Annotated in this window: 12 protein-coding genes; all 12 read left to right on the plus strand. The window is 50.3% G+C overall.

Features of this window, described 5'->3' with window-relative positions:
* The first annotated feature begins 30 nt into the window (after positions 1-30).
* Positions 31-768: a M23 family metallopeptidase gene (locus ACETK5_RS29825; RefSeq protein WP_100540950.1), complete on the plus strand. Its 738-nt coding sequence runs from the start codon at positions 31-33 to the stop codon at positions 766-768.
* 262 nt (positions 769-1,030) lie between these two features.
* Positions 1,031-1,315, plus strand: coding sequence for a sporulation transcriptional regulator SpoIIID (gene spoIIID, locus ACETK5_RS29830; RefSeq protein ID WP_009594246.1), 285 nt, complete (start codon positions 1,031-1,033; stop codon positions 1,313-1,315).
* Between the two features lie 196 nt (positions 1,316-1,511).
* Positions 1,512-2,510 (plus strand): rod shape-determining protein, encoded by a 999-nt coding sequence (gene mreB, locus ACETK5_RS29835; protein WP_100541351.1) that lies wholly within the window; start codon positions 1,512-1,514, stop codon positions 2,508-2,510.
* Positions 2,511-2,780: 270 nt separating this feature from the next.
* The gene (locus ACETK5_RS29840; protein WP_100540949.1) at positions 2,781-3,662 is read left to right on the plus strand and encodes a flagellar hook-basal body protein; all 882 of its coding nucleotides are present in this window, start codon (positions 2,781-2,783) and stop codon (positions 3,660-3,662) included.
* Between the two features lie 61 nt (positions 3,663-3,723).
* Positions 3,724-4,548, plus strand: a complete 825-nt coding sequence (locus ACETK5_RS29845) for a flagellar hook-basal body protein (RefSeq protein WP_394059501.1) — start codon at positions 3,724-3,726, stop codon at positions 4,546-4,548.
* A gap of 9 nt (positions 4,549-4,557) precedes the next feature.
* Positions 4,558-4,758, plus strand: a complete 201-nt coding sequence (locus ACETK5_RS29850; RefSeq protein ID WP_009594210.1) for a DNA-directed RNA polymerase subunit beta — start codon at positions 4,558-4,560, stop codon at positions 4,756-4,758.
* 502 nt (positions 4,759-5,260) lie between these two features.
* Positions 5,261-5,692, plus strand: coding sequence for a 3-hydroxyacyl-ACP dehydratase FabZ (fabZ, locus tag ACETK5_RS29855; protein WP_007133270.1), 432 nt, complete (start codon positions 5,261-5,263; stop codon positions 5,690-5,692).
* A 45-nt stretch (positions 5,693-5,737) separates the two neighbouring features.
* Positions 5,738-7,456 carry a phospho-sugar mutase gene (locus ACETK5_RS29860; RefSeq protein WP_394059504.1) on the plus strand — a complete coding sequence of 573 codons (1,719 nt, stop codon included), beginning with the start codon at positions 5,738-5,740 and terminating at the stop codon, positions 7,454-7,456.
* A 124-nt stretch (positions 7,457-7,580) separates the two neighbouring features.
* Entirely contained in the window at positions 7,581-9,599 is a 2,019-nt protein-coding gene (locus ACETK5_RS29865) for a DUF5693 family protein (RefSeq protein ID WP_394059506.1), read from the plus strand.
* Entirely contained in the window at positions 9,575-10,819 is a 1,245-nt protein-coding gene (gene csaB, locus ACETK5_RS29870) for a polysaccharide pyruvyl transferase CsaB (protein ID WP_394059548.1), read from the plus strand. The genes ACETK5_RS29865 and csaB overlap by 25 nt, the downstream gene beginning before the upstream one ends.
* Positions 10,820-10,824: 5 nt before the next feature.
* On the plus strand, positions 10,825-11,583 hold the full coding sequence (locus ACETK5_RS29875) for a WecB/TagA/CpsF family glycosyltransferase (protein WP_394059508.1): 759 nt from the start codon (positions 10,825-10,827) through the stop codon (positions 11,581-11,583).
* A 113-nt stretch (positions 11,584-11,696) separates the two neighbouring features.
* Complete coding sequence (locus tag ACETK5_RS29880) at positions 11,697-12,821, plus strand: glycosyltransferase family 4 protein (protein ID WP_071219817.1); 1,125 nt, start codon at positions 11,697-11,699, stop codon at positions 12,819-12,821.
* The last annotated feature ends 88 nt before the right edge of the window (positions 12,822-12,909 follow it).

Here is a 12,909-nt window from a genome sequence, read left to right on the forward strand (position 1 = left end):
CGGTAACAATGGTTACTGAGGTGATTGCAAATGAATGAACAGAACAAAAATAGTAAACCCCACGAAGAAACTCCTAAAACTGTGCAAGGAGATTCGGCGGTAACGTCATCTTCGTGGAAGAAAGCATTATCCAAACGGTGGGTGTTCCCGGCAGCATACTTAGCAGCAGCGGCAATTATACTAACCCTCGTGTGGGTCTACCAGGACGCCAGCCAAAAAACGCTGGAGCCACAAGGGGAAACAACGGTATCGGAATCGGTTCAAGGCTCTGAGAAGCCTGCTGCAACCGAAGGCAATGACGGAGAGGCTGTAGAAGTGACGGCCAATGCGCAATCGATGATCTGGCCGGTGGCGGACGACGTGGCAGTGAGCATCGTCAAACCTTACTTTGACGAGACGAACCCGGAAACGCATCAAGAGGCGATGGTGCAATATAACGACACCTTTACGCCGAATTTGGGAATCGACTTGGCCGCTGCGGATGACACGATGTTTGAAGTTCGTGCCGCACTGACAGGTAAAGTGACCCGTGTCGAGAATCATCCGGTTAACGGCAACGTTGTGGAAATTACATCGGGTGACACGAAAACCGTGTACCAAAGCTTGAACGAAGTGAAAGTGAAGGAAGGCGCTGAAGTGAAGCAGGGCGATTCCATCGCGACTGCAGGACGCAGTGAGCTTGAGAAGGATCTCGGCAACCACGTGCACTTCGAAGTGTACGAGGGCGGGAAACTGGTCAACCCTGTGAGCGTGCTTCCGCAAAAATAATTTCATTTCTTCGTAGTCATGCGCCCACCGCGCACTTGAAGAGGGCAGGATCTTATGATCCTGTCTTTTTTTATTGCGGGTTTGGACGGCAAGTCCAACCCTTGCTGCGCCTTGTTTTTTGGACATTTTACACATATCCCTCACCGGCATGTCCAGAAAATAAATGGGTCCAAGTAAGCTTGTCAGCCCTTGAAACCGCGAATATCCCGTCACGCTCCTCATATAATGTACCAAACTATCCACACAGTAGGGAGGCGGGAGCGTGCACGATTACATCAAAGAGCGGACCATTAAGATCGGACGCTGTATCGTGGAAACGAGGCATACGGTTCGAACTATAGCCAAAGAATTTGGCGTGTCGAAGAGCACGGTGCATAAGGACTTAACCGAACGTCTGCCGGAGATCAACCCGGACCTGGCGGATCAGGTGAAGCACATTCTCGAATACCACAAATCCATCCGCCATCTGAGAGGCGGGGAAGCTACCAAGATCAAGTACAAAAAAACCGGCAGCAACCGCGAACCGGTGGCCACGGCGAAATCCTGATTTTTTAGGGCTTTGGTCGCTAGATTGACATTGAATCCCTCCCCTAAAGTATGATATGTTAAAAGCTGGTATAGGATCGAAATATGGGACCTGTTTTGCCGAAGATCATCATCGATTGCTAGATTATGTCGAAGAATGGTTCGGTACAGCGAACAGACTCTTTTACCATAAAATAACACTTTGGGGGCTTTTCATGATGTTGAGCAAGGATATTGGAATCGATCTCGGAACGGCGAACGTGCTCATTCACGTAAAGGGGAAGGGGGTAGTGTTAGACGAACCTTCCGTTGTCACTATTGAGACCGACACCAAACGAGTCCTTGCCGTCGGTGAGGAAGCACGGCGCATGGTCGGGCGTACTCCCGGCAACATTACGGCGATCCGCCCGCTGAGGGACGGGGTCATCGCCGACTTCGAAATTACGGAAGCCATGCTGAAGTACTTTATTGATCGCGTGGGCGCGCGCAGTTGGCACAGCCGGCCCCGAATCCTCATCTGTGCACCGACGAACATTACTTCGGTAGAGCAGAAGGCGATCCGGGAAGCGGCTGAGCGCAGCGGCGCAAGGGATGTGTTCCTGGAAGAAGAACCGAAGGCAGCGGCAATTGGCGCAGGGATGGATATTTTCCAACCGAGCGGTAACATGGTTGTGGACATCGGGGGCGGCACCACGGATGTGGCCGTCCTGTCCATGGGCGATGTCGTCACCGCTTCTTCGATTAAAATGGCAGGGGACAAGTTCGACGAAGCGATTACAAAGTACGTGAAGCAAAAATATAAATTACTGATCGGGGAACGGACGGCAGAAGATTTGAAGATGGCGATCGGAACGGTTCGTCCAGGTGGTAGACAAGCTGAGATGGATATTCGCGGACGTGATATGGTATCGGGACTGCCGTTTACCGTAACGGTGTCTTCCGCAGAAGTACAGGAAGCTCTATGGGATCCGGTGTCATCGATCGTACTCGCAGCCAAATCCGTATTGGAGCGGACGCCGCCGGAGCTGTCGGCGGACATTATCGATCGCGGCGTCATCTTGACAGGCGGCGGCGCACTGCTTCATGGTTTGGACGAGCTGTTGACGGACGAGCTGCGGGTGCCGGTGCTTGTTGCGGAGGATCCGATGCACTGTGTGGTTAAGGGAACGGGAATTATGCTGGATAATTTGGACAAGGTCGTAAAGAAAAAGTTCTAACCTTCCGATATAGATGATAGGAACGTGATATTTGATTTTAAATCTGTATCCATACGATGCAGCTACATAAGTCTGCAGTATACAATGGTCAGGCTGAACAGCAGCGAAGAGGACGGAATTGTATTGGAAAAACGGAGTGGTCGCCTTTGATTTCGGATTTCAACATTTTGAGAAGTTCTAACGAGAAATCCGAAAACAACAGCGATTGGAAATACAATCCGTCAGCGAAGCGGCCATTCACAGATCTATTTTGGAAGGGAAGTGCCTTCATTGTTAAGAGGTCTATATACAGCGGCTTCAGGGATGATGACCCAGGAGCAGCGACATAATACGGTGACGCAGAACATTGCTAACGTCAACACGACAGGCTATAAGGCAACGAACAGCGTACAGCGTTCGTTCCCCGAAGTGCTTGTCTCCATGATCGGCGGCAATGATTCGACGAATGCGGGACGGAAGCTGGGCAAGTTCAACACCGGCGTTTACGCTGAGGAGAGTATATCGCTTTATACCGAAGGCGCGCTCCGGGAAACGGGCAAAACAACGGACTTTGCGCTGGTATCCTCTTTTACTGTACAGAATCCGGCAACGGGCCAACCTTATCCGTTTGATGCATCCGGCAGGTACGTGGATGAGAACGGAGAGGTGATTTACCGGCCGGAAGGATTTTTCACCGTTCAGAATGAGAATGGGGATGTTCGGTACACCCGTAACGGCAGCTTCCGGGTTAGCCCCGAAGGCAACCTGTTGAGCGAGAGCGGCTATCAGGTTCTGGATAACAATAACAGACCGATTGTATTGACAGGTCCGGCGAGTGACTTTACAGTGAATGAGCAAGGAGAAATCATGGACGCAGCTGGCAGAGGGACAGGCATCATCCTTGGAGTCAGCATCGTGAGCCAGCCTCATGGACTGATTCGTGAAGGTCATGGCGTATTCCGTATGGCCGATCCGGACGGGGAAGTGCGGTTTATGGCACCCGGTGATAACGGAGTCATCCGTCAGGGATTTATTGAGGGGTCCAACGTGGATCCAACGCAATCGATGGTGGAATTGACCGCTGCGCTGCGCGCGTATGAAACGAACCAAAAAATCGTTCAGTATTACGACAGAACGCTGGAGAAGGCGGTCAATGAGATTGGCCGAGTCTAAGCTGTGTAAGTAAGTAGGCAGCAGCAGCTGTATGAAAATGTGAGCCCACGGGAGGTAAGTGATGAACAACTCGATGATTAGCGCCATGGTGTCGATGAATGCCCTCCAGCAGCGGTTGGATGTCATTGCGGACAATATAGCAAACGCCAATACGGCTGGTTATAAAAAAAAGGAGGCTTCCTTTGAAGATGTGCTGACGCAGGTTCAGCAGCATCACAAGGACTTCGACCGGACGGGCCGTGCGACACCGCTTGGCTATACACTCGGGTATGGCATGAGACTATCCTCCGTTGTGCAGAACATGGAGCAGGGAGCCATGAAGGAAACCGGAAATCCACTCGATCTGATGATTGATGGAGAAGCCATGTTTGCCGTTCAGGGAGATGGCGCGATTGGATATACCCGCGAAGGCGGATTTCATGTATCTCCGGATGCCCGTAATCCAGACAACCTGCTGCTGGTCAATTCACAAGGCTATCCAATACTTGACGTGAACAATAATCCAATCTCGCTTCCGGCCAAAGGGAAAGTTGCCATTAACGAGAAGGGGCAGATTATCGTGGAGACCCCCACGGGTCGTACGGCTCCTTATGCAACTTTGAAGCTGGTCGAGCTTGAGCGTCCGGAGGGCTTGGTCGCTGTCGGCGATAACCTGTTTGTCGTAGGAAACGGCTTGACGGAAGGCGATGTGTTCGATTTGGCACCGGCGGCTCCGGGCGAGCCTCTTAAATCGAAGGTGCTTTCCGGATTTGTGGAACAATCGAATGTCAATTTGACCGATGAAATGACCAAAATGATGGAAGTACAGCGGGCCTACCAGCTGACGGCACGTGCGCTTAGTTCAAGCGATACCATGATGAACCTTGCCAACACAATGCGAGGGTAGGTGGGCATCATGAGTGAATCAAACGCCAAGAAACGTTCCAAGACATCCGGATGGAAAATCGCTGTCCGTATCATGATTCCTGTATTGCTCGTATTGGCATTATTCGGAGGCATGGTCTTCGGATATGTTGTCCTCGGCGATCAGGAGCTCAGTGAAGTGTTTGAATGGGGCACATGGAAGCATGTTTTTGATTTGATTTTCGCACCGTGACGAGAGGTCAGGGTGAACACAATGTCTTGTGATAAGATGCCAAACTCCCTTTAAGGGAGTTTTCTTTTTTTGGGGTTAAACGGTATAATGGGATGGGACTTGCGTATTAACTTTGTCATTTCATGACAATGGACGGATGTATATAAATAACCCCACAAAGTGGAGCCTATGCTGCGATGCTTATTCCAAATACTTTGCGGGGACCCCAAAAAACTTATAAAAGGGCCCTCTCCTCGTACACAAGTGTCCGGTAGGAGAAAGCCCCTTATCTAAAACCTTCACTTCTGCAGCGGTGAAGGATATCCATCATTTTTTCCGCAGATCCTTCTTTTTATGCATAGGATCTGAAATTCGTTAAGAAAACCTCAAGAGAAAGCATGATACAGCCGTAAATAATACCTCCCGCGGCTTGAGAAAGCGGCACAGCGGCAGCAAATGGAATGAACACCCCTTTTCAAACGCTGTGCTTGGCGGGTACGTACATAAGGAGGATTTTAATACTATGTTGAACATCAAACAGATTCAAGAAATTATTCCCCATCGTCCCCCGTTTTTGCTGGTCGATAAGATTGTGGAGATTGAGGACGGCAAACGAGCGGTCGGCATCAAGAACGTGACGATCAATGAACCTTTTTTTGTCGGCCATTTCCCTGAATATGCCGTTATGCCGGGAGTCCTGATTGTAGAAGCTTTGGCGCAAGTCGGTGCTGTCGCGATTCTTAATGTAGAGAGCAACCGGGGAAAGCTCGGCTTTTTGGCGGGCATTGACGGTTTCCGTTTCCGTGGGCAAGTGGTACCGGGAGATACGCTGCGGCTGGAAGTCGAGATCATTCGCTTGAAGGGCATGATTGGAAAAGGGAAAGCAACCGCAACGGTGGATGGACGTGTTGTTGCCGAGGGAGAGATTATGTTTGCTCTCGCGGATAAGGAGTAATGATCAGACTATTCTTGTTTGGATGAGGAAGGGAGACTTTTTTTCATGTCAGAGATGAGTCAGAGAACAATCGATACGGTACAACGTTGGTTGAATGATCCTTATGTAGATGAGGAGACGAAACAGGAACTGCGTTCACTCGAGCACGACACCAAAGAGCTGGAGGAACGGTTTTATCGTGATCTGGAATTTGGAACGGGTGGTCTGCGCGGCGTTATTGGTGCAGGCAGCAACCGGATTAATAAATATACGGTAGGCCGCGCAACGCAAGGCTTTGCACAATATATTCTAGAGGCTCATGGCACCGCAGAGGGGAAGCCTTCTGTCGTTATTGCCCATGATTCCCGGCATTTCTCGCCGGAATTTGCGTTAGAGGCAGCTTTGGTTTTGGCCGGAAACGGGATTGTAGCGAAGCTTTATCCTTCCTTGCGTTCAACGCCGCAATTGTCATTCAGCGTTCGTCACTTGGGTGCTACCGGAGGGATTGTCATCACGGCAAGCCATAATCCGCCGGAATATAACGGTTATAAGGTGTACAACCGTGAAGGCGGCCAGTTGGTACCGGACGAAGCAGAGAATGTAATTGCCCGGATTCAGGAGGTGGATTCCTTCTCCGCGGTCAAGAGGCTGTCTCAGGCTGACGCAGAGGCTCAAGGCCTGCTGGTGTGGCTGGGCGAAGCGGAAGACCAGGCTTTTGCGGATACAGTGGCGAATGTCAGCGTGAATCGGGATCTTATCGCATCCAAGCTTGGCGAGGATATCCAAATCGTATTTACGCCTCTCCATGGGACAGGACAAGAACCCGTAGAGCGCGTGCTTAAGAGCATCGGTTTTAAGCATATTCATGTCGTTCCGGAGCAAGCAGAGCCGGATGGAAACTTCTCCACCGTCAAATCTCCCAATCCGGAGGAGCGGGAAGCTTTCACGCTCGCGATGAAGCTTGGTGAGGAAGTAGGGGCTGACATTTTGATCGGGACGGATCCCGATGCGGATCGCATGGGGGCTGTTGTGAAGAACAGCCAGGGCGAATACGTCGTGCTGACAGGCAATCAATCCGGCGCGATTATGATCCACTATTTGCTGGGTCAATTGAAGGAAGCGGGCAAGCTGCCTAATAACGGTGCTGTCATCAAGACAATCGTCACAAGCGAGATGGGGGCGGCGATTGCCGAGCATTATGGTGCCACCGTGTTGAATACATTGACTGGCTTCAAGTACATTGGCGAGAAAATGACCCAGTTCGAGGAGTCCGGCAGCCATACGTATCTGTTTGGTTATGAGGAGAGCTACGGCTATTTGGCAGGTAATTATGCGCGCGATAAGGATGCCGTGCTGGCCTCGATGCTGATATGTGAAGCCGCCGCCTATTATAAAGGACAAGGCAAGACGCTGTACGATGTGCTCCAAGAGCTGTACGAGCAGTTCGGTTATTTCCTCGAGACGCTGGAGTCCCGGACGCTCAAGGGCAAGGATGGCGTCGCCCAGATTCAAGCCAAGATGTCCGATTGGCGCGACAATCCACCTGGGGAAGTCGGAGGCGTGTCGGTTAAGCGGGTGCTTGATTATGCGGAAGGCCTGGACGGATTGCCAAAGGAAAATGTGTTGAAGTATTTGCTTGAAGACGGATCTTGGTTCTGCCTGAGACCTTCCGGTACCGAACCGAAGATCAAAGTGTATTTTGCCGTACGCGGTGAATCTCTCACCGATGCAAAGGCCAAAATTCAATCGCTCTCGGATCAAGTCATGGCCCGGGTAGACGCTTAAACATAGATACATTTAATGAGAGAAGAGAACGAAGGGAATTTACGATGGTTGCTGCAAGGCTCAACTCAATAGGGCTGTTGCCCTCCATCGTAAATTTCCATAGGTTCGATGAGGAGGTACTTTCGTGGTTCAGAATTGGAAACGCTGGAACACAGCAGCCCGCAAGTGGCTGTGGATTCTGGTTGTTCTTGGCGTTGCAGCGGCCCTGCCGGTAGGTTATGACCGACTGCAAACAGAATCAACATCAAAAACGGTCGAGTTGGTGTTTGATTATCGGGATTTGTTGGATGTCGCGGTGTATCAATCCAAGCCGCAGGATTTTATATCCGAGCAGCTGGATCGTCTGAAAGAAGCCGGCGTGATCAGTATGGCGCTTTATGAAAGCACGCTGGACGAGCTGGCGAAGTCGCGGCGGATATCGGTATATGACGGGCAGCAGGTCGCCGATCTGACAGGCACGACGGTCTCACCGAACGAGAATTTTACGTATGTTGCATTCCTGAACGAGGAGAGCGCAACTTTAATTAAACCCATCATTCAAGAAACCTTCACGAGACTGGGTATTCCGGTAAGATCCTGGCAGTTTGAGCGCGCTGTGGATGGATTGGTGCTGGAAACTCCGCGTTCCAATGCGGTCATTAAACCATTGTCTCCAGACCCGATTACCATTGGCATGCTGCGAGATAAGGGCTTTAACATCGTGCCGCGTCTGTCGGACGTTCTACCGTATGACCAGGCCTATATGGAGAAGCTGATGGCGTACTTCGCGGACAACGGCGTAAAACGAATTCTGTTTGAAGGTGATTCCGCAAGAGGCTTCAACGATGATGCAGACATGAAAAGCTTGGATTCCTTTGGCGAGCTTTTGAACCAACATGGTATCGGCCTCGTGGCGATTGAGAATATCAAGCGTCCGCAAAAAGGATTTACGAAGCTTGCCTATCTAACAGATTACAATGTAACCCGTATTTATTCCTTAAGCGAGCGGGATGCTAATCTGGAACCTGAGGTTATTGGGGAGCGTTTTGCTCTGGCTTCCAAAGACCGTAACATTCGAATGTTCTATTTAAACGCGGAGCCGAGCCGGGATATGACCAAAGCGTCCGTTACCCACCCGCTGGATAATTTGATTGACAGTTTGACAGGTTCCGGTCAGGCCATTAAACAGATCGAGGACAATGGTTTCACCATGGGTCCTGCAGAGCCGTTTAAGGTGACCGACTCTTCCTTGCAGCGTTACTTCAAGCTTGGGGCTGTCGTGGGAGCTGTAGCTCTGATTTCGCTCATGATTTCCTATTACATTCCGTTCCTTACAATTGCCGCTTTCCTGATTGGGCTTTTGGGCAGTGCGGGATTGTATGTCCTGAAGCCGACATTGCTTGAACAGGCCTTGGCTTTATTTGCCGCGATCAGTGCTCCAACGGTTGCCGTCATATTGGCCATCCGCAAAGTCAATGAAACGCAGCAAAGCATACCGGACATGAGTTCTGGCAGAAGAGTGACCCATTCGATCGTATTGCTGATCAAAACCTCGATTCTGTCGCTTGCGGCTGTACCGATTGTTGTCGCGTTATTGAACAATGTGACGTACATGCTCGTTCTGGATCAGTTCCGAGGCGTAAGCTTGCTGGCAGCGGCTCCGATCGGGCTTATTGCGATCTACGTGGTTCTGTACCGCGGTGGATCGACTTATAGCTCAATCCTGAAATTGCTTAAAGCACCGATCTCACTGACATGGGTTATCGCAGCCGGTATTGTGGCTATCGTCGGTTGGTACTATCTTACCCGTACAGGTAATGCAGGTTCTGTGTCTTCGATCGAAATGACATTCCGTACATTCCTGGAAAATACGTTTGGCGTACGTCCGCGCAACAAGGAAATTTTGCTAGCCCATCCGATGATGGTACTCGGCGTGTTCCTGTCATTTAAATACCGTCATGCCGTTTATCTGCTTATTATCGGGGTTATGGGGCAGTTGTCGATGGTCGGAACATTCACGCATATTCACACGCCACTCTATATTTCGGCCATTCGCGTTGTACTGGGTCTTGGACTCGGCCTGATTATTGGATTGATCGCGATATGGGTATGGCAAGTGGCAGAAAGGATCTGGAAACGATGGTCTCCACTTCTAAGACAATAGTCATTTCCGGATATTACGGATTTAAAAATAGCGGTGACGAAGCGGTCCTAAAATCGATTCTGACCGCGTTGGAGCAAGAAGGCAAGACAACGGGGATTGTGATCAATCCCGTTGTTCTTTCCATTGATCCCGAATGGACCTCAGCGGTTTATGGGGTAAAGTCTGTACACCGGATGAAGCTGGGGGAGGTTCGTCAGGCAATCAAGGACAGCGACGGCTTGATCAGCGGCGGAGGAAGCCTGCTGCAGGATGCCACCAGCCCGAAGACGATCCCGTATTACCTGGGCGTTCTCAAGATCGCGCAGTGGCTTGGTAAACCGACCTTTATTTATGCGCAGGGCGTAGGTCCGGTCAACCGTAAGCTGTTTTATCCAATGATTCGCTCGATTTTCCGTAAATGCACCTACATCTCGGTGCGTGACATTCAGTCAGGCGAACTGCTCCAATCGATGGGGATATCAGAGGAAGCCATTCACGTTGTGCCGGATCCGGTGATGGGCTTGCCGCTGCCGGAAGGCGGGGATGTTCATATTGATTCTAACCCGGGATCGGCGCTTGAAGAGAACGATGTTGCATCAGTTTCTTCTATAGAAGATCATCGTGAATCATCCGAAGAACCTTTAGCTGGGTCTTCGTTATCCAAACGCGAGACAGAAGGGGAAGGTTCTCTGCCGGTCATTGGGATTTCGGTTCGATTTTGGCATTCGGAACGCAAAGAGTTGAAAGCTGTTGCGGAAGGTTTAAAGGCATTGGCCGCACAACGTCCGGTACATCTTCTTTTTCTCCCTTTTCATCAGCCGGATGATCTTGAGGCTTCGCAGTTTATTGCTAGTGGCATTGGCGATATTTCCAAAAATGGTTCTAAAGTCAGTTTTTATCGTGATGAGAGGCAGCCGCAGGACATGCTGCGAGAGGTTAGCCGTTGTGATATGATATTGGGCATGCGTCTGCATAGCCTGATCTATGCTGCGAATCAGCGCGTGCCGTTGCTCGGAATTTCCTATGATCCGAAAATCAATCACTTTTTAAAGCGGCTTGGCAGCGAACCTGTAGGAAGCAGTGAATCCCTTGACGCAGATACGTTAAAGGATCAAATGCTGAAGCTGCTGGACGATGCAGCGGCATGGAAGGCGGAGCACGGCGAGCAGATTACCGTATTGAAACAAGAGGCTGCTATGCCTGCACGCCACATTGCCCAATATTTACGCCATAGAGGATGATAAACATGAAACAGACCTATCCATTTCCTACCGTATCGGTGTTCGAGATTCCTTTTTCCAAGCTTAGTATGAAAGATACGGTGAAATTCCTGACAGAGGCTGTTCAGTCAAGGAAGCCCCACCATGTCATAACGGCGAATCCGATCATGGTGATGACGGCCGTCAACCATCCGGAATATAAACAGATGATGCAAAGTGCCGAAATTATCGTTCCGGATGGGACGGGGATCGTCTGGGCTGCCAGTGTGGGCGGCGAACCGCTGGAGGGGCGCGTTACCGGCTTTGAGCTGTTACATGAATTGTTGAAGGTCGGGGAAACCTATAGATGGAAGTTCTTTCTGCTGGGAACCACTGCCGAAGTGATTCAGGAAGCTGCCGAAAGGTTACAAATGCAATATCCGGCTGCGATTATATGCGGCTACCGGGACGGTTTTTTTGGACCTGACGAAGATGCCGACGTGATCGAGCAGATTCGGGCAGCTTCACCGGATATTTTGTTTGTCGCCCGTGGTGCGGACAATCAAGAGCCTTGGATTGCCCAGCATAAACAAGCGCTTCAAGTTCCGGTTGTTATGGGAGTCGGGGGATCTTTCGATATTATCTCCGGCAAACTGAAGCGGGCACCGAAAGTATTCCAAAAGCTGCGTCTCGAGTGGTTTTACCGCCTTCTGAAGGAGCCCACCCGTTACAAAAGAATGCTTGCGCTGCCGAAATTCGTAGTGAAAGTGCTGCGCGAGAAAGAAAACGTAACGAAATCGAGCTAAATGGCTCATTTCTGTGAGGGAAATCCGGGATTTCACCGGAAATTGGTATTGGTTTTTGGACCCGAAGGGAGTATAATTCAACCGGTAGATAATATTGGGGGTCGAATGATTACATGTTAATGATATACATCATCGGGTTTATCGTATCGCTGACGCTCGCCCTGCTCTTAACGCCGCTTGTGAAGAAGTTTGCCGTTAAGATTGGCGCCGTTGACGTTCCAAATGCCCGCAAGGTTCATACCCGGATCATGCCCCGACTCGGGGGACTCGGCATTTATCTGGCTTTTATTCTTGGACTGATTGCAGTTCTTCCTTTTCTTCCGGATAGCCTGTCGCCTCGCGATGCCAACTTTATGAAGGCATTTCTGATCGGCGGTTCCATGATCGTATTGATCGGAGCCTTGGATGATCGTTTTGAACTTTCGGCCAAAGTGAAGTTTTTGGCGCAAATTGCAGCTGCTTGCGTAGTTGTATTCGGATTTAATATTACCGTGGACTTTGTAAATATACCGTTCCAGGACCGATACTCCATGCTGGAGAGCTGGGTATCGATTCCACTGACAATCTTCTGGATTGTCGGCGTAACCAACGCGATTAATCTCATTGACGGACTCGATGGACTTGCAGCTGGTGTATCGGGCATTGCAATCGGCACGATTCTGGTCATGGCCGTCTTGATGGGCAACACCACCGTTGCCTTGCTATGTCTGCTGCTGCTCGGCAGCATTATCGGGTTCCTGTTCTTCAACTTTCATCCGGCCAAGATTTTCATGGGGGATACGGGCTCGTTATTCCTTGGATTCTGTTTGGCGATGCTGTCCCTGCTCGGATTTAAACAGATTGCGATTGTATCCTTCATTACGCCGCTGATTATTATTGGTGTTCCGTTGTCCGATACGTTTTTCGCGATCATCCGTCGTAAAATTCAGAAGAAACCGATCTTCGCTCCGGACAAGGGGCATCTGCATCACTGTCTGCGCGAGCTTGGATTCAGTCACCGTCAGACGGTGTTGATCATTTACGTGATTGCCGCATTTTTCGGCGTACTGGCCGTCATTCAATCTTCGGCTGCCATGTATGAAGCGAACTGGGTCACCTTTGTCGTTATCTGCGTCATGATGTGTTTCATGCAGATCGGTGCTGAAATCATCGGACTGGTCGGCAAGACCAAACGGCCGATTCTGGGTCTAATCAACCGGATGCGAATGAAGGCAAATCCTGAAAGCCGCACCAAATAGAACTTATTCTTTTTCATCATGTGTCCGGATCGGACATGCCAGCCTCTCCCAAAAAGGGTGAGGCTTTTTTGTGATTTTTGCTAAATAA

The sequence above is a fragment of the Paenibacillus ilasis genome, assembly GCF_043195395.1.
Lineage (GTDB): Bacteria > Bacillota > Bacilli > Paenibacillales > Paenibacillaceae > Paenibacillus_AQ > Paenibacillus_AQ lautus.